This is a genomic window from Methylobacterium sp. D48H (genome assembly GCF_053345715.1).
Window position 1 is genome coordinate 1,083,139 of record NZ_JBKFAP010000001.1, and the last position, 19,750, is coordinate 1,102,888.

The window sequence follows — 19,750 nt, forward strand, 5'->3', positions numbered from 1 at the left end:
GCTCGGGATCTGGCGCGGCGCGCGTTGATCGTTCAACGATATCTTACGATTCGGTGCCATGAGTCCCTCATCTTCGAGTGGACGTGCGATGATCGTTCGGGACCAGGAGAGATCCGAGCCGGGCTCACCCGGCTCCGGTGAATCTCTCGACCCTGCAGATCCGAGGTGGGGCGCGCTGATCCGGCGGGATCAGCTGGAGGCCATGCGCGGGAGCGTGCTGGCGGCCATCCCGGTCAACATGCTGCTCGGCGTGGCGAGCATGCTCGTCGCCTACAGGAGCGGGCACGGCACCGTGGGGGCCATCTGGTTCGCGGCGTCGACCAGCGTCAACCTCCTGCGAATCGCCCTCTGCCGGATCCCCTGCCTCGGCCTGGCGCTGACCGCCGACATGACGCCGAGCCTCGCCGCGGCCGCCGCGCGCTCCGTCGACCGGCACCTGCGCGTCTTCACGGTCGCGGCGTTCCTCTCCGGACTGGTCTGGGCCTGTCAGCCACTCCTGTGCGACGGCTACACGACCGCCGAGACCCTGTTCTACCTGACCATCACCTGCGGCGTGACCGCGGGGGCGGTGACGCACGGGATCGCGTACGCGCGCATCCCCCTCGCCTTCATCGCCCTGCCGCTGCTGTCCGTCGTGGCCTGCCTCGCCTATGCCGGCGACTTCGACCGGAACTGCCTCGCGGCCTGCGTGCTGCTCTACTTCCTCGCCCTGACGCACACGGCGTTCCGCAGCGAGTCCGTGTTTCGCGAGGCGAGCCGGCTCAAGAACGAGGCCCACGCCCTCGCCCGGTCCCGCGCCGAGGCCCATGCCAGCGCCAGCGCCCTCGTGGACGAGATGCGGTGGCGCGCCACGCATGACGATCTCACCGGCCTGCTGAACCGCGCGGGCTTCCTCCAGGCGACGGAGAACCGGCTCCGCACCGGGACCCTCAGCCTGCTGATGCTCGACCTCGACGGGTTCAAGTTCGTCAACGACGTCTACGGCCACAAGGCGGGCGACCGGGTGCTCGTCGAGGTGGCGCGCCGGCTGAAGGACGCGCTGCCGGAGAACGGTCTCGCGGCGCGGCTGGGCGGCGACGAGTTCGCGGTGCTGTACGATCCCGTGACGTCGGGCGTGCCCGACGACGTCATGGCGGCGAACCTCATCGCCGCGGTGTCCCAGCCGTTCGACGGCTTCGACGCGGGCCGCCTCGGGGTCAGCATCGGCGTCCACGCGAGCGCGGAGCCGAGCTTCACCGAGATGCTGAGCTGCGCCGACGAGGCGCTCTACGCCGCGAAGGCCGCCGGGCGGAACCGCTACCGGGTGTTCGATTCGGGCCTGCGGGAGGGGCTGCAGATGCGGCGGGACCTGGAGCGCGACCTGTCGCAGGCCCTGGTCGAGAACGCCCCGAAGGTCTGGTTCCAGCCGATCTACGCCGCCGATGGCCGGACCCTGGTCGGGCTGGAGGCCCTGATCCGCTGGGAGCATCCGCGGCTCGGCTGGATCGCGCCCCCGGACCTGATCGCCGCCGCCGCGATGGCCGGCCTGACCGAATCGCTGCTCCGCTACATCCTCGAGCAGGTCTGCGCGATGCTGGAGATCCTGCATCGCCGCGGCCTGAGCGGCGTGCGCGTGGCGATGAACGTCTCACCCCGGGAGATGGCGCAGGTCCCCGTGGACGAGATCGTCATCGGGCGCCTGAACCTCCTCGGCCTGCCGCCCACCATGCTGGAGATCGAGATCACCGAGGAGACGGCCCTCGACATCGGCGCGGTGCAGGGCAAGCTACAGGCGCTGTCCCGCGCCGGCATCCGGGTCGCCCTGGACGATTTCGGCATCGGCTACTCGTCGCTCTCCTCGCTGCGCCAGCTCAAGGCGGACCGGATCAAGATCGACCGGAGCTTCGTGACCGGCCTCGGGGCGAGCGACGACAAGCGCGGGCTCGTCCTCGCCGTCCTCGGCCTCGGCCGGCTGCTCGGGCTCGACGTGGTGGCGGAAGGCGTCGAGTCGGCCGAGGACCTGAACATCCTGCAGGCGATGGGCTGCCCGTTCCTGCAGGGCTACCATCTCGGCCGCCCGATGCCGGTGGAAGATCTGGAAGCCACCCTGCTCAGCACGCGCATCGCCGCGGCCTGAGCCGGTGCCGGCGCGCGCGGCTCAGAACCGCCCGGCATCCGCCGGATCGCGGCGCATCAGCCGGCGCGCCGCCGCGCGCCACAGGCGGTCCGGCATCCCGTAGAGCCACACGAGCGCCGCGCACCCGGCGATCGCCAGCAGGAACAGCCAGGCCAGCGCCTCGAGGATGGGCCCCGGCGGCGTTCCGGACTCGGTCCGGTCGTACCAGAGCGGGTCCGTGTCCCAGGGCGGATCGTCGTTGTCCACGGCAGAACCCTCCACCGCGGGTCCGAATGCGGCCCGGGGCGCTCGCGCGGCGGTGACCGGTGAATCGGTCCGCGCCACTCCTCTGCCGGCCCGGTCCGCACACGCCAGACCGGGTCCAGCGCGGTCACGCTACAGGCCCCGCCGCGCGCCTTTCGAATACCCATTTCGGACTACGGCCTTCGACCGGCCGCGCTTTTCCACATCCAACTTTCTCCGCAATTTATTGCTTAGTTTGCGGGCTATGGCATTCTGACCGTCTAAAAGACTGCGTGACCTGCCATGAGATCTGCCAAGCGCCTGTGGCGCGAGCGCTGGGCGCTGTGTTCGATGCTGGCCCTGTCGGCCGCCTGCGGGCTGCCGGCGCGGGCGGCGGACATGCGCATCGAGGCCGCCAAGATCACCGGCGGTGATCTCTGGATCATCGGTTACGCCGACGATCCGGGGGTGGAGATCACGCTCGACGGCCAGTTCCCCCACCGGACCGACAGCCGCGGCTATTTCGAGTTTCGCGTCGTCTACCATCCGGCCACCTGCATCGCGACGCTGCGGACGCCGAAGCAGACCCGCAGCATCGTGGTCGGCGAGTGCGGCCAGCAGGGGCCGCAGGCGCCCGGGCTCCCCGGCCCGGCCGGCCCGCGCGGCGAGACGGGTCCGCGGGGCGAGGCCGGACCTCCCGGCGAGCGGGGCGCGATGGGACCGCCCGGGCCGCCCGGCCCCCAGGGGCCAGCCGGCGCGGAGGGCGTCGCCGGACCGCCGGGCCCGCCGGGCGAGCGCGGACCCATCGGCATGGCCGGCGCACCGGGGCTGATGGGTGCCATGGGCCCGCCCGGCCCGCCCGGGCCGCCTGGCGGCACCCGCGGGCAGCCGGCTTCCCCGAGCGCCGCGCCGAAACCGAACCCGTCGGCCGCGCTGGCAGGGCCGGCGGCTTCCCCGAGCGCCGCGCCGAAACCGAACCCGTCGGCCGCGCTGGCAGGGCCGGCGCCGAAGCCGCGGCCGCCGGCGCGGGCGCGCCGCGCACCCGAGCCGGAATCCGCGCCCGAGGGACCGCTGGATCTGGAGCCCGACGCCGGCGGCGGCGGGATGGACCGCTACTAGGCGCGGACCGGTGTCGACCGCAGGGCCAGCCGCGGAACGGGCCGCCCTGCCCGGCCGGGGGCGACGCGTCGGCTCCCAAGTCTCGCGTGGCTGCACGCCGGCAATAGTCTTTGGAAGAGCGTATTTATGCGACTTAACAACTCAATTCGCTCGCGTGCCGCGCTGTCCGCGCCGGGTGTGTCACCTTAATGCCCCAACGCCGCACATTCCGCCGCCAGACCCGCACCGAGGCGAGCCAAAGCGCCCGGTTTGCGCTAAGCGTGACGGTGGGGCGGGCTTGATCGGAGACGAGCGAAACGCCGTACCTTGGCCGTTTTCGTCTCGGACTTCCGGACCGAAAGAGACCGCAAGGGCTTGTTCATCGTGACACGACGTCCACCAGCGAGTTGCCCGACGTTCCGCCTGGCCGGGATGGTGTCCGGACTCGCGATGCTGGCTGCCATGCCGGCATCGGCCGAGACTCTGGAGAGCGCTCTCGCGAAGGCCTATCAGGGCAATCCGAGCCTGAACGCCAGCCGTGCGGGCGTGCGCGCTATCGACGAGAACGTGGCGATCGCGCAGTCGGGCTACCGGCCGACCGTCAACGTCAACGCCGCGATCGGCGTCCAGTACCTTCAGACGCGCTCGTCCAGCACAGTCGCGTCGGCGGCCACCGGCGGCACGGCCGCGACCACCGCCGGATCGGCCCTCGGGACAACGGGCGGCGGCTTGGGCGGAACGGCGGGCGCCGGGACGACCGGGACCGGAACGACCACGGGGATCGGGACGACGGGGATCGGGACCGCGGGCGGCACCACCGGCATCGGAACCTCAGGTGCCGGGGCGGCGGGATCCGCGACCGGCGGCGAGGGCCTGTCCGGCGGCGCGACCTCCGACATCGCGAGCCAGGTCATCACCTCCCGGCGGACGACGCGCACCACCTACCTGCCGAGCTCCGCCAGCCTGAACGTCACGCAGACGATCTTCAACGGCTTCCAGACCGACAACACGGTCCGGCGCGCGGAGTCGCAGGTCTACAGCCAGCGCGAGAGCCTGCGCTTCACCGAGCTGTCGGTTCTGTACAGCGCCGTCCAGGCGTACATGAACGTGCTCAGCAACACGGCGACGCTGGAGCTGAACCGGAACAACGTCGAGGTTCTGGAAGAGCAGCTCCGCCAGACCCGGGACCGCTTCAACGTCGGCGAGGTGACCCGGACCGACGTCGCGCAGGCCGAGGCCCGACTGGCCGGCGCGCGATCGCAGGTCGCCCAGGCCGAATCGACCCTCCGCACGAGCATCGGCGTCTACCGGCAGAACATCGGCGTCGAGCCGCGCCAGCTCGCGCCGGGTCGGCCGCTGGACCGGTTCGTGCCGCGCAGCCTCGATCAGGCGATCGCCGTCGGCCTGCGCGAGCACCCGCAGGTCGTCTCGGCCATCCACAACGTCGACGCGAGCGAGGCCCAGGTGAAAGTCCTGGAAGGCCAGCTCGCCCCGCAGCTCAGCCTGCAGGGCTCGCTCAGCCAGCTCTACGACCAGAACGGACCGAACCAGAGCTTCTTCGTCGGCTTCGTCGGCGGCCGGCTCTCGATCCCGATCTACGAGGGCGGCCAGACCTACGCGCAGATCCGGCAGGCCAAGGAGTCGGTCGGCCAGGCCCGCATCCAGGTCGATCAGATCCGCGATCAGGTCCGCGCCCAGATCGTCGATTTCTGGGGCCGGCTCGAGGCCGCCAAGGCGCAGGTCATCGCCGCCCAGGCCCAGGTCCAGGCCAACGAGGTGGCGCTGAACGGCGTGCGCGAGGAAGCGCGCGTCGGCCAGCGCACGACCCTCGACGTGCTCAACGCGCAGCAGGAACTGCTGAACTCCCGGGTGAACCTCATCGTCGCCCAGCGTGACCGGGTCATCTTCTCCTACGGGGTGGTCCAGGCGATCGGACAGTTGACCGCGCGCTTCACGGCGCTCCCGGTCGAATACTACAGCGCCAAGGTTCACTACGATCAGGTCAAGGATCTCTGGTTCGGCCTGCGCACCCCGGACGGTCGCTGACGGCTTTTCCACGGGGAGTGTGTTGTGGGCGCGCTTGCCGTCACGAAACGGCATGGAATACTGATTGAACATCGATCCATTCGGGTCGCTTTCCAGTCTCCCATGCCCGAGTGCGCCTGCCGATGAGTGCAGCAAGCCCCAAGATCCCGGACTCGAAATTCCAGGACAAGGCTGCCGATAAGGCGCACGAGCCTTCGATGGAAGAGATCCTCGCGTCGATCCGGAGGATCATCGCCGACGATCAGGCCGCCAAGCCGGCCGAGGTCGCGGCGCCCGCTCCGGAGCCCGACGACGTGCTCGACCTCGCGGAGGTCGCCGAGCCGGTGATGCGCCCGCGCGTCGTCGAGCCGGAGCCGGAACCCGAGCCGGCCCCGGACCTGCTCGACTTCGACGCGATCGACTTCGAGGACCCGGTGACCGCCGCGCCCGAACCGGAGCCCGAGCCCGAGCCGGCCCCGGAGCCGCCGCCCCCACCGCCTCCGCCCCCGCAGCCCGTGCTCCAGGCCGCCCGCGCGCCCGAGCCGGAGCCCGAGGCCCTGGTCTCTCCGGCCACGGATGCCAGCGTCAGCGGCGCGTTCAACCTGCTGGCCCACACCGTGCTGACGCAGAACGCCCGGACCCTGGAGGATCTCGTCAAGGAGATGCTCCGGCCGATGCTGAAATCCTGGCTCGACGACAACCTCCCGGCCGTGGTCGAGCGCCTCGTGCGCGCCGAGATCGAGCGGGTGTCGCGCGGCCGCTGAGCCGGCGGCCTGGGTACGGCGGCCGCGGGCCGCCGTCCGCGTGTTGACGGGAGCGGCGTGACGGTCGAAAGCGGGGCCACCCCCGTTTGGACAAGCGCCGGCCCGTACCCGCGATGATGGACAAGACCTTCGAGCCCACCTCCGTCGAGGCGCGGATCTCCGCCGCCTGGGCCGAGGCGGACGCCTTCCGTGCCGGCCGGCCCGAGCGCGCCGGGGCCCCGCCGTACTGCATCGTGATCCCGCCGCCGAACGTGACGGGCTCCCTGCACATGGGCCACGCCCTCAACAACACGCTGCAAGACATCCTCTGCCGCTTCGAGCGCATGCGCGGCAAGGATGTGCTCTGGCAGCCGGGGACGGACCATGCCGGCATCGCCACCCAGATGGTGGTCGAGCGGCGGATGATGGAGCGTCAGGAGCCCGGCCGCCGCGAGATCGGCCGCGCGGCCTTCGTCGAGAAGGTCTGGGCCTGGAAGGCGGAATCCGGCGGCGCGATCGTCAACCAGCTGAAGCGGCTCGGCGCCTCCTGCGACTGGTCCCGCGAGCGCTTCACCATGGACGAGGGGCTGAGCCGGGCCGTGCTCAAGACCTTCGTCGACCTGCACCGGCAGGGCCTGATCTATCGCGACAAGCGGCTGGTGAACTGGGACCCGAAGTTTCAGACCGCGATCTCGGACCTGGAGGTCCAGCAGGTCGAGACCAGGGGCCATCTCTGGCACTTCGACTACCCGGTGGTGGACGAGGCCGGCAACGAGACCGGCGCCGTCATCACGGTGGCCACCACCCGCCCCGAGACGATGCTGGGCGACACCGGCATCGCGGTCCATCCCGAGGACGCGCGCTACACCGCGCTCGTCGGCCAGCGCGTGCGCCTGCCGCTGGTCGGGCGGCTGATCCCGATCGTGGCCGACACCTACTCGGATCCCGAGAAGGGCACGGGCGCGGTCAAGATCACGCCCGCCCACGATTTCAACGACTTCGACGTCGGCCGCCGCCACGGACTCGGCCTGATCAACGTCCTCGACCCCGAGGGCCGGATGCTGCTCGACGGCAACGCCGAGTTCCTCGACGGCGTCGCGCCCGAGCCGGAGGCCCTGGCGCTCCACGGCCTCGACCGGGCGCAGGCCCGCAAGGAGGTGGTGGCGCTGATGGAGGCGCGCGGTCGGCTGCGCGCGATCGAGCCGAACACCCACGCGGTCCCGCACGGCGACCGCTCGGGCGTGGTCATCGAGCCCTACCTGACCGACCAGTGGTACGTGAACGTCAAGCCGCTCGCGGAGCGCGCCCTCCAGGCGGTGCGCGACGGGCAGACCAAGTTCGTGCCCGAGAACTACGAGAAGATCTTCTTCCAGTGGCTCACCAACATCGAGCCGTGGTGCATCTCGCGCCAGCTCTGGTGGGGCCACCAGATCCCGGTCTGGTACGACGACGCCGGCGGCATCTTCGTCGCCGAGAGCGAGGCCGAGGCGCAGGCGGCGGCCGAGGCGCAGCACGGCCGGCCGGTCGCGCTCACCCGCGACGCGGACGTCCTCGACACGTGGTTCTCCTCGGCGCTCTGGCCGTTCTCGACGCTGGGCTGGCCCGACTCGACCCCGGAACTCGCGCGCTTCTACCCGACCAACACCCTGGTGACCGGCAAGGACATCCTGTTCTTCTGGGTCGCCCGGATGATGATGATGGGCCTGCACCTCACCGACCGGGCGCCCTTCGACACGGTCTACCTGCACACCCTGGTGCGGGACGCGTCGGGCGCGAAGATGTCGAAGTCGAAGGGGAACGTCGTCGATCCCCTGGAACTGATCGATCAGGTCGGCGCCGACGTCCTGCGCTTCACCCTCTGCGCCCTGGCCGTCCAGGGCCGCGACATCAAGCTGTCCACCGACCGGGTCCAGGGCTACCGCAACTTCGCGACCAAGCTCTGGAACGCCGCCCGCTTCGCGGAGCTGAACGGCTGCCGCCTCGACCCGGCCTTCGACCCGCGCTCCGCCACCGGCGCGATCAACCGCTGGGCGCTCACTGAGGCGGCCCGCGCGGTCGACGAGGTCGCGGGCGCCCTCGAGGCCTTCCGCTTCAACGACGCGGCGGCGGTGGCCTACCGCTTCGTCTGGAACATCTTCTGCGACTGGTATCTCGAGCTCGCCAAGCCGGTGCTCCAGGGCGAGGGTGTCGATCCGGCGGTCCGGGCCGAGACGCAGGCGAGCGTGGCGTTCCTGATCGATCAGGTCGCCAAGCTGCTGCACCCCTTCATGCCGTTCCTCACGGAGGAGCTGTGGGCGATCAAGGGCGCCGACCTGCCGGAGCGCGGCCTGCTGACCCTGGCCGCCTGGCCGGACCTCGGCGGCCTCGCCGACGCGGCCGCGGAGGCCGAGGTCGGGTTCGTGGTCGATCTCGTCAGCCAGATCCGCTCGGCGCGGTCCGAGACCAATGTCCCGGCCGGCGCGCAGATCCCGCTGGTGATGGTCGGCGCCGCCCCGGAGGTGAGAGCGCGGGTTGAGGCTTGGCGCGACACGCTCCTGCGCCTCGCCCGACTGTCGGAGATCACCTTGGCGGAGACGCCGCCGAGGAACTCGGTCCAGCTCCTGGTGCGCGGCAGCGTCGCCGCGCTGCCGCTGGAAGGCGTGGTCGACCTCGCGGCCGAGGTCGCGCGCCTGAAGAAGGAGCAGGGCAAGGCGCAGGGCGAGATCAAGAAGATCGACGCCAAGCTCGGCAACGCCGACTTCGTGGCCCGGGCGCCCGAGGAGATCATCGAGGAGAATCGGGAGCGCCGCGAGAGCGAGTCGGCGCGGCTGGCGAAGATCGAGGAAGCTCTGGTCCGGCTCAGCGGGGACTGAGCGCCCGTCCGGGAGCGCTCCGACGTGTCAGGCCCGCCCCGGGGGTGACCCGGTCCCGGAGGCTCGCCCGTCAGCGTCGGGTGCCGAGGGTTCCGGTGAACGCCCGCGGCCCGCCCCAACTGGCGGCGGACGCGTCGTTCGGGGTCCAGAAGCCGTCCTGCGACGCGCCCCGCAGATGCAGGGAATAGTCCGGTGGAACGTAGCCGCCCGACTGGTTCCAGTAGCCGGGCCGGAAGTTGGCCGCCGATTTCGCAACGCGCTCATCTCCGGGGCGGCGCGTATCGACGCTGTACGTTCTCTCGGAAACGCTGCGCGGCGCGCGACTTGCGATGACGGGCTTCGCGTCGAAGTAATCACGGTAATCCGCGTACGACTCGACCGCCAGCGCGCCGACAGTCGACCCGAATAACATGGCGACCGCCAACAGCACCTTCATTGTCAATTCCTCTGCCTACACATTCAAATCTGGCGGCACCGAGATTGCGCCGGCCCGCCGAACTGAGCGGTATTTAAGATCGACTTCCGGAAACGGCGGTGCCGGACAGCACGAGCCTGGATCCGGCCCAACCCGCGCCGGGTCGTCGGACCTCCGGTCTCGGTCACGCGCCGCGATCGCGCTGGGGCTCCGCGAGCGCTCGGCTACCTGTCCAAACGGTAATTTGATCGCCACGCCCGGGTCAGGCGCCGCGCCTTAGACAGATCCCATCGACGGCCGCGACCGCCGGCGTCGTCCCGATCAGTCCCGAGAGGTTGAGACCCCCCATGACCGAGACCCGTCCCACTGGCCGCACCTCGCGCCGCGCCCTCGCCTCCGTAGCGGCCGCAGCGCTGATTGCCGGCGGTGCCATCGGCAGCGGCTATCTGCCGGCCGCGACCCCGGCCTACGCGCAGGCTCTGCCCAAGTCGCCGATCGAGGCGCCCGAGCACCCGCCGGGCTCGTTCGCCGGCATCGTCAACAAGGTGAAGCCGGGCGTGGTCTCGGTGAAGGTGAAGCTCGACGACTCGGCGAGCAGCGACGACGACGATGGCCCGAGCCAGGGGCGCAACCTCCAGAACGTGCCGCCGCAGTTGCGCGAGTTCTTCAAGCGCTTCGGCCAGAACGGTCCCGGCGGGATGCAGCCCCAGCATCAGGGCCCGCGCGGCGCGGTGGGATCCGGCTTCATCATCTCGGCCGACGGCTACGTGGTCACCAACAACCACGTGGTCGACCACGCCAAGACCGTGCAGGTGACGCTGGACGACGGGCGCACTCTCGACGCGAAGGTCATCGGCAAGGATTCCAAGACGGACGTCGCCCTGCTGAAGATCACCGAGGGCTCGAACTTCCCGTACGTCCAGTTCGGCAAGGCCGCGCCGCAGGTCGGCGACTGGGTGGTGGCGATCGGTAACCCGTTCGGCCTCGGCGGAACCGTGACCGCCGGCATTGTCTCGGCCCGCGGCCGCGACATCGGCGCCGGCCCCTACGACGACTTCCTGCAGATCGACGCGCCCATCAACAAGGGCAACTCGGGCGGCCCGACCTTCAACGTCAACGGCGAGGTGGTCGGCATGAACACCGCCATCGCGTCCCCGTCGGGCGGCAGCGTCGGCCTCGCCTTCGCGATCCCCGCCGAGACCGTTCAGGCGGTGGTCGACCAGCTCCGGACCGACGGCAAGGTCGCCCGCGGCTACCTGGGCGTCCAGATCCAGCCCGTGACGCAGGACATCGCCGAGGGCCTGGGCCTCGACAAGGCCAAGGGCGCCCTGGTCGACCACGCCGAGAACGGTACCCCGGCGGCCAAGGCCGGCCTGAAGGCGGGCGACGTGATCGAGAAGGTCAACGGCGACACGGTGGACAGCGCCCGCGAACTGTCGCGCAAGATCGCCGGCCTGAAGCCGGGCGCCAAGGTCGAATTGAGCTACCTGCGCGGCGGCAAGACCGACACCGCCACGGTGACGCTGGGCACGATGCCGACCGACGGCACCAAGATGGCGAGCCGTGACGACGACTCGGGCAACGGCCAGCCGCGGCTCGGCCTGCAGCTCGCCCCGGCCGGCGATGTCGGCCTGTCGGATCAGGGCGTCGCGGTGGTCCAGGTCGATCCCGACGGCCCGGCGGCCGCCAAGGGTATCGAGGCGGGCGACGTGATCCTCGACGTCGGCGGCCAGAGCGTGGCCCGTCCGTCGGACGTGGCGACGCAGATCCGGGCGGCCGAGTCGAGCGGGCGCAAGGCCGTGCTGATGCGGGTGAAGAGCGGCAAGGGCCAGACCCGGTTCGTGGCGGTCTCGCTCAACAAGAAGGCCGGCTGAGGCCGGTTTCTCCCGGCGCGGGGTCCGCCCCGCGCCGTCTCGTGGTGACCTCCGACTCGCGCTGGCCGAACAGGCCGGCGCTTTTTCGTGGCCCCTTCACCGCGACTGAGCGTCTGGGCGCCTCAGCGCCCTGGGACCGGTATGCCCAGTCCAGGCCCGAGCCGCGTCCGGCACCGTCCCAGCGCCGCGAAGGCGGCGTTCGAGTCCCGGGCGAGGCGCATCAGGTCTCCCAGGCGTGCCCGGCCGCGCGCGAAGGCGAAGAACACCGCGGCGATGTCGGGCTCGCCGTCCGGCGTGAGGGCCGAGGCCGCGAAGGCCGGCAGGGCCTGGTCGGCCGGGTCGCAGATTACGCGCACGGCCGCGAAGGGCAGCCCGTGCCGGCCCGCGAAGGACGCGGCCACGTGCGATTCCATGTCGACGGCCGCGGCGCCGGTGGTGGTCCGCAGGTCGGTCTTGCCGTCGACGGCGAGAACCGCCGTGTCGACGCCAGCCAGATCCGCCGGGATCACCCGCGGCCCGACGCCGGACAGGAGGTTGAGCAGCGTGGCCGACAGGTCGAGATCGGCGGCGCGCCGCCCCTCCTCGCTCACCACGCCGGTGCCCACCACGACGTCGCCGGGCCGGAGCGAGGGATCGAGGCCGCCCGCGATGCCGAAGCTGATCACAGCCCGGCAGCCGGGCTGGCCGCGGGCCTCCAGGAGCTGGCGGAGCCGCTGGGGATTGCCGCCGGCTCCTACGGCCTCGACCCCCTCCCCCGCCGCCATGCGGCGCTCGCGGGCGAGGCCGGTGACGGCCAGGACGGGTGCGGCGGGATCGATCATGGCGCGCTCGTGGACGAGTCCGGCGAGATCCGCAAGAAGGCGCGAGCGCCGAGGCGGGGTCCGGGCCGGATCCGGCGCGGGGGGCGGTTCGTCCGGTCCCGCGGGATCGCTGTCTGAGGAGGCCACGTGTCTCGTACCGGGGCTCGCGGATCGGCTGTCGGGACGGTCGAGCGCGCCGCGATCCGGCGGAGCGGAGCCGGCCCGCCGGGCCGGGTCCAGGACTTCGGCGGACGTCACATGCCGAACTGGACGCGCCGGCTGTTGCCACGCTTGAGGTTGCGGAAGCGCGCCATCGCCCAGAGCGGGAAGAACTTCGGGTAACCATGGTACCGCAGGTAGAAGACCCGCGGGAAGCCCGTGGCGGTGTAGCGCTCCTCCTTCCAGAACCCGTCCGCGCCCTGCGTGCGGGTCAGGAAGTTGATGCCCCGGGTCACGGCCGGGTCGTCGACCGCGCCGGCCGCCATCAGGGCGAGGAGCGCCCAGGCGGTCTGCGAGGCGGTGGACGAGCCGGGCTCGAAGGCCGGGTCGATCTTGTACGAGGAGGCGTCCTCGCCCCAGCCGCCATCCGGGTTCTGGATCCGGATCAGCCAGGACACGGCCTTCTGGATGCGCGGGTCGGCGGAGTCGACCCCGGCGGCGTTGAGGGCGCAGAGCACCGACCACGTGCCGTAGATGAAGTTCATGCCCCAGCGGCCGTACCACGAGCCGTCCTCCTCCTGATCGTTCAGGAGGTAGTTCACGCCGCGGTCGAGGGCGCGGGAGGTCTCCCGGGTCTCGCCGAGCTGGGACAGCATCCCGACCACGCGGGCGGTCACGTCCGCGGTCGGCGGGTCGAGCAGCGCGCCGTGATCCGAGAACGGGATGTGGTTGAGGTACATGTGGTTGTTGTCGGCGTCGAACGCCGCCCAGCCACCGTCCTCGGATTGCAGACCCTCGACCCATTCCCGGGCGCGGGCGATCGCGGCCTTGTAGTCCGGCATGCCGGCGACGAGGCCGTGCTGATGCATGGCCCGGTCCATCGCCATCACCACCACGGCGGTGTCGTCGAGGTCGGGATAATGCGCGTTGGCGTACTGGAACGCCCAGCCGCCCGGCCGGACCTTCGGCTTGCGCGCCGCCCAGTCGCCGACGATGTCGAGCACCTGCCGAGGCTTCAGCCAGTCCAGACCGGCGCGGGCCTGGGCCTCGGCCTCGGGGCCGCCGGCCTCGAGCAGCGCGTGGCTCGCGAGCGCCGTGTCCCAGACCGGTGAGACGCAGGGCTGGACGTAGGCCTCGTCGGCCTTCTCGACGACGAGCTTCTCGATGGCGTCGCAGGCGACGCGGACCTGCGGGTGATCGGGCCGGTAGCCCATCACCTCGTACATCAGCACCGAGTTGACCATGGCGGGGAAGATGGCGCCCAGGCCGTCCTCGCCGTTGAGGCGCTCGCTCACCCAGGCACGGGCCATCTCCATGGCCCGCTGCCGGCTCTTGCGCGGCAGGTGGTTCTCGACCCGCTGCAGCACCCGGTCGATGAAGCCGAAGATCGGCGTCCAGGGCCACGTGGCGTGGGGCGAGCCCGGCCAGGAGCGGACGCTCTCCGGCGGGGTGACGAACAGCTCCTGCACGCTGATGCCGCGCGGGTTGCGGGCCCGGGGCTTGGTCGCCTGCAGCACGAACAGCGGCACCACGGTGGTGCGGGCCCAGTAGCTGATCTTGTCGAGGTGGAACGGGAACCACTTCGGCAGGAACATCACCTCGACGGGCATCACCGGCACGGCGCGCCACGGCACCTCGCCGTAGAGGGCCAGCATGAAGCGGGTGAACACGTTGGCGTTGGCCGCGCCGCCGCGGGACAGGATGCCCTCGCGCGCCCGGCGCATGTGCGGCGCCTCGATGTCGTCGCCGATCATCTTGAGGGCGAAATACGCCTTGACCGTGCAGCTCATGTCGAACGGCCCCTCGTGGACGAGGGCCCATCCGCCGTGCCGCCCCTGGGTGCGGCGGAGGTAGTTGCCGATCTTGGCCTCGAGGTCGCCGGGGACCCGCGTGCCGCGGAAATGGTGGAACAGGATGTACTCGGACGGGATCGTGGCATCCGCCTCGAGCTCGAAGCAGATGTGCCCGTCGTCGTGCGCCAGGGCGGTCAGCGCGCGCGTCGCCTGCGCCACGCCGCGCTCGACGTCCTCGAGCGAGATCCCCTGAGTCTTCGAGCGCTGCAGCGCCTCGACTTTGCTAACGGCCTCTCTCATAGTCCTCGCCTCGAACGACCGCCTCGCGGCGGACGCCATGCCTCAAGCTGCGCCGCGCACCTGGGTTCCAGCACGCGCGGCAGATCCCGCACGCAAGGAACGTGCGGCCGTCTGGCCAGAGCGGATCGCTCCCTCGATCGTCGACGGCAGGCCGGTGGCGGTCCAATCGCCTGCCAGGACGAGATTGTCGTAGGCGGTTTCGGCCTTCGGGCGCCGCGCGGCTTCCGCCGGCGTCGCCGCAAAGGTCGCACGCTTCTCCTTTACGATCTGCCAGCTGGGCAGGTCCGGTGCAAGGTTGCACAACTGTGCGATCTCGGCCCAGATCTGCCGCGCGAGGTCTTCGCGGGGCACGTCGAGGAGCCGGTCGGCACCGCTGATCGTGACCGAATACCGGTCGGGATAGGCGAAAAGCCACTCCGTGAGGCTGTTGACCACGCCGAGGACGAGGGGGCTGCCGGGCTTCGGCACCAGCGCGAAATGCGCGTTCACGATGGAGCGGAATTCCGTCGGTGCGAGGAGACCGGGCAACACCTCCCGGGCGACCCACGGCGGAAGCGCCAGCACGACGCCGTCCTCCGGGCCGAGGCTCTCGGGACCGTCCGAGAACACGAGCTGCCCGACCCGGCCGTCCGCGAGGTCGAGGCCGCGCAGGCGACGGCCGAGGCGGATCTCGCAGCCGCGGCTCGTGAGGTAGCGGATCGCCGGATCCACGAAGGCGTAGGACAGCCCTTCGACGGCCACCAGCGGGCGGCAGGCCTTGCCGCCCGCCCCCAGGGTCTCGCGCAGGATCCGCGCCGCCAGCCCGACGTCGCTGTCGCGGGGCTCGGTGTTGAGGGCCGCGAGCAGCACCGGGTGCCAGAGGCGCCGGTAGAGCGTGCCCTCGCAGGCCATGTGGGCGCCGATGGTCCCGCCCGCGCCCTCCGCCTTGCCGGAGGCCGCGCGCAGGATCCCGAGGGGCGCGAGGTAGTCCCGGGCCCGGGTGCCGGGGACGCGGCGGGCCGGGCTCATGACCCACCAGGGCAGCCGCCCGGCGTTGGGCCGCAGCCGCCAGCGCTCGCCGGTCTTCAGGTCGGCGAAGTCGAACTCCGCCACGTCCGGCCCCACCAGGGCGTCGGCCGGCGCGCCGATCGTCCGGAGGAACCCGAGGGAATCGGCGTTGCCGGACAGGAGCAGGTGGTTGCCGTTGTCGATGGTCAGGCCGAGGGCCGGGTCGTAGTACGAGCGGCAGCGGCCGCCGGCCTGCTTGGCGGCCTCGTGCAGGACCACCCGGGCGCCGGATTCGGCGAGCGCGACGGAAGCGGCGAGGCCGGCGAGGCCGGCGCCGACGACGTGGACGGTGCCCATCAGATCAGGCCGTGCCGGACGACGACGCCCAGCAGCGCGAGCTTGCCGGGCTTCACCCGGGCGCGGGGCATCGCCCAGCCGCGCGCGAGGACCGCCTTGAGGTAGAGGTGATAGGCGGCGGCCATCAGCCGGGCGGCCTTGGTCGCCTTGCGGGGGCTGCGCCGGATGATCTCCCAGGTCGCCTGGTAATGGTCCTCGGCCTCGCGGGCGAGGGAGATGCAGACCTCGCCGATGCGGGGATGGCCGATCGCCTCGGCCGGCGTCGGGTCGGTGAGGCCGATCGCCCGGAGCTTCTCGCGCGGCAGGTAGAGGCGGCCGCGCTCGGCATCCTCGTCGATGTCGCGCAGGATGTTGGTGAGCTGGAGCGCGCGGCCCTGGTGCCACGCCAGCCGGATGCCGTCCGCCTCCGGCATGCCGAAGATCCGCACCGACAGCCGGCCGACCGCGCTGGCGACCCGGTCGCAGTAGAGGTCGAGGGTCTCGGCGTCGGGGGCGACGATGTCCTCGACGGCGTCCATCGCCATGCCGTCGATGACCGCCTGGAAATCCTCGCGCTTCAGGCCGAATCGGCGCACGGGCTCCACGAGGTCGCGCACCCGCGGGGCCGGGCGGCCGGCGTAGAGCGCGTCGATATCGGCCCGCCAGCGGTCGAGCTCGACCTGCCGGACGGCCCGGGTGCCGCCGTCGTCGGCGACGTCGTCGACGGCGCGGCAGAAGGCGTAGACGGCGTACATCGCCTCCCGCCGCTCCTTCGGCAGCAGGCGCATCGCCGTGTAGAAGGAGGAGCCGGCGGCGGGCAGCGCCGGGGCGGCGCTCGCGTGGTCCTGGGCGGGCGTGGCGGTGGCGGTCACGAGCGGATTCCCTGAGCCGCGGCCCGGACGGTCCGGCCGCGGAAGGGCCGGCGCGCCAGGGTGGCGGCGACGCCGCCCAGCGCCGTCAGCGCGAAGGCGGCCTTGCCGTGATGGACTTTCTCCGAGAGCGGGTCGCGCTCGAGCAGGCCCCGGCTCAGCACGACGGCGAGCCGGTGGATGGCGGCGATCTCCAGAGACAGGCGCAGGTCGTCGATCAGGTCCGGCAGGACCGCGCCCTCGTCGAGGAGGTCGAGGCAGCGCTGCGCCAGTTCGCGGATCGCGGCCCGGAGCTGCGGCGGCGCCTTCTCCTCCCCGAGCATCCCCACGGTGGCACCGTGGCGGTCGAGGGAATCCTGCGGGAGGTAGACCCGGTCGAGCGCCGCGAAGTCCTTGCCGCAATCCTGGAGGTGGTTGATCACCTGGAGCGCCGCGCAGATGGCGTCGGACGCCCGGTAGACCCGGGCCGGGTCTTCGCCGTGCACGTCGAGGACGTAGCGGCCCACCGGCATCGCCGAGTAGCGGCAGTAGTGGATCAGCTCGTCCCAGTCCGCGTAGCGGTTCTTGCGCGCGTCCATGCGGAACGCGTCGAGGAGTTCCAGGGCGTGCCGGGGCGGCAGGCCGCGGGCCGCGAGCTCGCGCTTCAGCGGCTCGGCCTCGGGATCGGACGGCCCGGCGCCGGTGAGCGCGTCGGCGAGGCGATCGAGCAGCTCGATCTTGCGCTCGGGCGACAGGGCGGCGTGATCGGCCACGTCGTCGCCGGCGCGGACGAAGTTGTAGAACGCCAGGATCGCGCCCCGGTGGCGGGGATGGATCAGGTGCGAGGCGACGGGGAAGTTCTCGTCGCGGTGCCCCTTGCCGGAGCGCGTCGCGGTGGCGGAATCGAGGGTGCTCATGCGAGGTAGCCCGCCTCCCGGAACCACGTGATCGCGTCCGACAGGCCCTCGCGGTACGGCCGGGCCGTGTAGCCGAGTTCGGCGCGCGCCTTCCTGTCCGAGAAGAACATCCGGTAGCGCGACATGCGGATCCCGTCGATCGTCGCGAAGGGCTGCCTGCCGGTGACCCGCGCGGCGAGCTGCGCGAAGAACGCCACCGGGTAGACGGCGGCCCGGGGCAGATTCACGGTCGGCGGCTTGCGCCCGACCATGCCGGCGATGTCGGCGAGCATCTGCGAGAGGAACACGTCCTCGCCGCCGAGGATGTAGCGCTCGCCGATGCGGCCCTTGCGCAGCGCCAGGAGGTGCCCCTGGGCCACGTCGTCCACGTGGGCGAGGTTGAGCCCGGTATCGACGAAGGCCGGCATCTTGCCGAGCGCCGCCTCCTGGATGATCCGGCCGGTCGGCGTCGGCTTGACGTCGCGGGGGCCGATCGGCGTCGACGGGTTGACGATCACCGCCCGCAGGCCGTCCCGGGCGACCATCTCCTCGACCACCCGCTCGGCCACGACCTTGCTGCGCTTGTAGGCGCCGATCGCGGTCTCGGGCGTCAGCGGCATGGTCTCGTCGGAGGGCGTGACGCCGTCGGCCGGCGGTTTGATCGTCGCGACGCTCGACGTGTAGACGACACGCTCCACGCCGGCCTCGAGCGCCGCGCGCATCATCAGGCGCGTGCCGTCGCGGTTGGTGCGGACGATCTCCTCCATGTCCGGCGCCCAGAGCCGGTAGTCGGCCGCGGCGTGGATCAGGTAGCGCTGGCCGCGCATCGCCGCCGCCACGGCGGCCGGGTCGCGCATGTCGCCCTCGGCGATCTCCACGTCGGTCCAGGTGAGGTTGCGGCGGGGGCTCGACGCGCGCACGAGGATGCGCACCGGGAAGCCGGCCCGGCGGAACACGTCGACCAGGGCTGAGCCGAGGAAGCCGCTCGCGCCGGTGATCAGCACGGGACCGACCTCGGACGGGCCGGAAGCTGGGGCCTCTGCCATCGCGGATCTGGAGGATTACCGAAAACCAGTGCGGCCGGGGATCCCCAGCCGCGCCGCGCTTGTGTCATCGAACCGCCCGAGCGGCAAGCTTGAGCGGTGCCGGACAGGGTCGCGCCGCGGCGCGGCACGCGCCCGTGGGCGTGTTACGCACAACAGGCGGGGCCGTCCCGGCAGGGCCCGGCACGGGACGCGCGGCCCGATCCCCGCGGCCGCGGGGAATTCGGGCCCGCGACTCACGCCGCGACCTTGCCACGACCTTGCCAGGTCGCGAAAAACCGACTATGCGCCGCCCCTCGCGTTCGCTCCGGCCGGGGGCTGAACGGACGGTGCCGCTCGCGGCACAGGGCTCTCCCAGATCCCGTCGTCCGGTGTCTCCGCCTTCGATCAACCGCTCGGGCCTGAAAATCGGCTCGAAGGGCTTGGCGCCGAGCGTAGCGCGAGATGAACCGGCCCGAATCAGCCGCCTTCCGGCGGCCGGGCTCCTTTTGACGATGAAAGGCCCGACAATGCCTCTCTACGAGCATGTGCTCTTGGCCCGCCAGGACGTGACGTCCCAGCAGGTCGAGACGATGATCGACATCTACAAGGGTGTGATCGAGCAGAACGGTGGCCGTCTCGAGAAGATCGAGATGTGGGGCGTGAAGTCCCTCGCCTACCGGATCAAGAAGAACCGCAAGGCGCACTTCGCCCTCCTCAACATCGACGCCCCGCCGGCCGCCATCGCCGAGATGGAGCGCCAGATGCAGATCTCCGAGGACGTGCTGCGCTTCATGACCATCCGGGTCGAGGAGCTCGATTCCGAGCCGTCCGCCATGATGCAGAAGCGCGACCGCGACGACCGCAAGGATCGCGAGCGCGGCCGTCGTCGCGATGACGAGGGCTTCGGCGGTGGCGGCTTCGGCGGCGACCGTGGTGACCGCGGCGATCGCGGTGACCGCGGCGAGCGCAGCTTCGGCGGGGAGGGCTAACCCATGGCATTCGGTGCTGGTGCGGGCGGCGGACGCCGTCCCTTCTTCCGTCGTCGCAAGACCTGCCCGTTCTCCGGCGCGAACGCGCCGAAGATCGACTACAAGGACGTCAAGCTCCTGTCCCGCTACGTGTCCGAGCGCGGCAAGATCGTGCCGTCGCGGATCACCGCGGTCTCGGCCAAGAAGCAGCGCGAGCTCGCTCAGGCGATCAAGCGCGCCCGCTTCCTCGGCCTGCTGCCCTACGTGATCAAGTAGGCCATCAGAACCCGCCG

16 protein-coding genes are annotated in these 19,750 nt (G+C 71.5%); 8 read left to right on the top strand and 8 right to left on the bottom strand.

Annotated features, from left to right (window positions below):
* The first annotated feature begins 202 nt into the window (after positions 1-202).
* Complete coding sequence (locus ACLBX8_RS05255) at positions 203-2,116, top strand: putative bifunctional diguanylate cyclase/phosphodiesterase (protein WP_175556273.1); 1,914 nt, start codon at positions 203-205, stop codon at positions 2,114-2,116.
* Positions 2,117-2,137: 21 nt separating this feature from the next.
* Here ACLBX8_RS05255 and ACLBX8_RS05260 read toward each other — a convergent pair whose 3' ends face one another.
* Positions 2,138-2,362 carry a hypothetical protein gene (locus tag ACLBX8_RS05260; protein ID WP_447680948.1) on the bottom strand — a complete coding sequence of 75 codons (225 nt, stop codon included), beginning with the start codon at positions 2,360-2,362 and terminating at the stop codon, positions 2,138-2,140.
* A 279-nt stretch (positions 2,363-2,641) separates the two neighbouring features.
* On the opposite strand from ACLBX8_RS05260, the gene ACLBX8_RS05265 reads away from it, so the two are divergent.
* The 4 genes from ACLBX8_RS05265 to ACLBX8_RS05280 all read left to right on the top strand — a co-directional run bounded on the left by ACLBX8_RS05265 (position 2,642) and on the right by ACLBX8_RS05280 (position 9,056).
* A complete protein-coding gene (locus ACLBX8_RS05265) occupies positions 2,642-3,457 on the top strand; it encodes a collagen-like protein (protein WP_447698417.1) in 816 nt (271 codons plus the stop codon).
* A gap of 411 nt (positions 3,458-3,868) precedes the next feature.
* Positions 3,869-5,482 carry a TolC family outer membrane protein gene (locus ACLBX8_RS05270; RefSeq protein ID WP_091679122.1) on the top strand — a complete coding sequence of 538 codons (1,614 nt, stop codon included), beginning with the start codon at positions 3,869-3,871 and terminating at the stop codon, positions 5,480-5,482.
* Between the two features lie 197 nt (positions 5,483-5,679).
* Positions 5,680-6,225: a PopZ family protein gene (locus ACLBX8_RS05275; RefSeq protein ID WP_056531758.1), complete on the top strand. Its 546-nt coding sequence runs from the start codon at positions 5,680-5,682 to the stop codon at positions 6,223-6,225.
* A gap of 113 nt (positions 6,226-6,338) precedes the next feature.
* The gene (locus tag ACLBX8_RS05280) at positions 6,339-9,056 is read left to right on the top strand and encodes a valine--tRNA ligase (RefSeq protein WP_447698416.1); all 2,718 of its coding nucleotides are present in this window, start codon (positions 6,339-6,341) and stop codon (positions 9,054-9,056) included.
* Positions 9,057-9,126: 70 nt separating this feature from the next.
* Here the strand turns inward: ACLBX8_RS05280 and ACLBX8_RS05285 are convergent, their stop codons facing one another.
* Positions 9,127-9,492 (bottom strand): hypothetical protein, encoded by a 366-nt coding sequence (locus ACLBX8_RS05285; protein ID WP_447698415.1) that lies wholly within the window; start codon positions 9,490-9,492, stop codon positions 9,127-9,129.
* Between the two features lie 326 nt (positions 9,493-9,818).
* On the opposite strand from ACLBX8_RS05285, the gene ACLBX8_RS05290 reads away from it, so the two are divergent.
* A complete protein-coding gene (locus ACLBX8_RS05290; RefSeq protein WP_020090625.1) occupies positions 9,819-11,345 on the top strand; it encodes a Do family serine endopeptidase in 1,527 nt (508 codons plus the stop codon).
* A 122-nt stretch (positions 11,346-11,467) separates the two neighbouring features.
* Here the strand turns inward: ACLBX8_RS05290 and ACLBX8_RS05295 are convergent, their stop codons facing one another.
* The 6 genes from ACLBX8_RS05295 to hpnA form a co-directional block, all read right to left on the bottom strand.
* Positions 11,468-12,166, bottom strand: coding sequence for a phosphorylase (locus ACLBX8_RS05295; protein ID WP_447698414.1), 699 nt, complete (start codon positions 12,164-12,166; stop codon positions 11,468-11,470).
* Between the two features lie 233 nt (positions 12,167-12,399).
* Positions 12,400-14,397, bottom strand: a complete 1,998-nt coding sequence (gene shc / locus ACLBX8_RS05300; protein ID WP_020090627.1) for a squalene--hopene cyclase — start codon at positions 14,395-14,397, stop codon at positions 12,400-12,402.
* Between the two features lie 42 nt (positions 14,398-14,439).
* Positions 14,440-15,741, bottom strand: coding sequence for a hydroxysqualene dehydroxylase HpnE (gene hpnE, locus ACLBX8_RS05305; protein ID WP_447698413.1), 1,302 nt, complete (start codon positions 15,739-15,741; stop codon positions 14,440-14,442).
* A complete protein-coding gene (hpnD, locus tag ACLBX8_RS05310) occupies positions 15,741-16,592 on the bottom strand; it encodes a presqualene diphosphate synthase HpnD (protein ID WP_020090629.1) in 852 nt (283 codons plus the stop codon). The genes hpnE and hpnD overlap by 1 nt, the downstream gene beginning before the upstream one ends.
* The gene (hpnC, locus tag ACLBX8_RS05315; protein WP_447698412.1) at positions 16,589-17,485 is read right to left on the bottom strand and encodes a squalene synthase HpnC; all 897 of its coding nucleotides are present in this window, start codon (positions 17,483-17,485) and stop codon (positions 16,589-16,591) included. Before hpnC ends, hpnD begins: the two co-directional genes overlap by 4 nt.
* Positions 17,482-18,510 carry a hopanoid-associated sugar epimerase gene (gene hpnA / locus ACLBX8_RS05320; protein ID WP_026604540.1) on the bottom strand — a complete coding sequence of 343 codons (1,029 nt, stop codon included), beginning with the start codon at positions 18,508-18,510 and terminating at the stop codon, positions 17,482-17,484. The genes hpnC and hpnA overlap by 4 nt, the downstream gene beginning before the upstream one ends.
* A gap of 506 nt (positions 18,511-19,016) precedes the next feature.
* Here hpnA and rpsF point away from each other — a divergent pair.
* Positions 19,017-19,478, top strand: coding sequence for a 30S ribosomal protein S6 (gene rpsF, locus ACLBX8_RS05325; RefSeq protein ID WP_447714754.1), 462 nt, complete (start codon positions 19,017-19,019; stop codon positions 19,476-19,478).
* Positions 19,479-19,481: 3 nt separating this feature from the next.
* Positions 19,482-19,733 carry a 30S ribosomal protein S18 gene (gene rpsR, locus ACLBX8_RS05330; RefSeq protein ID WP_007561044.1) on the top strand — a complete coding sequence of 84 codons (252 nt, stop codon included), beginning with the start codon at positions 19,482-19,484 and terminating at the stop codon, positions 19,731-19,733.
* Positions 19,734-19,750 lie beyond the last annotated feature (17 nt).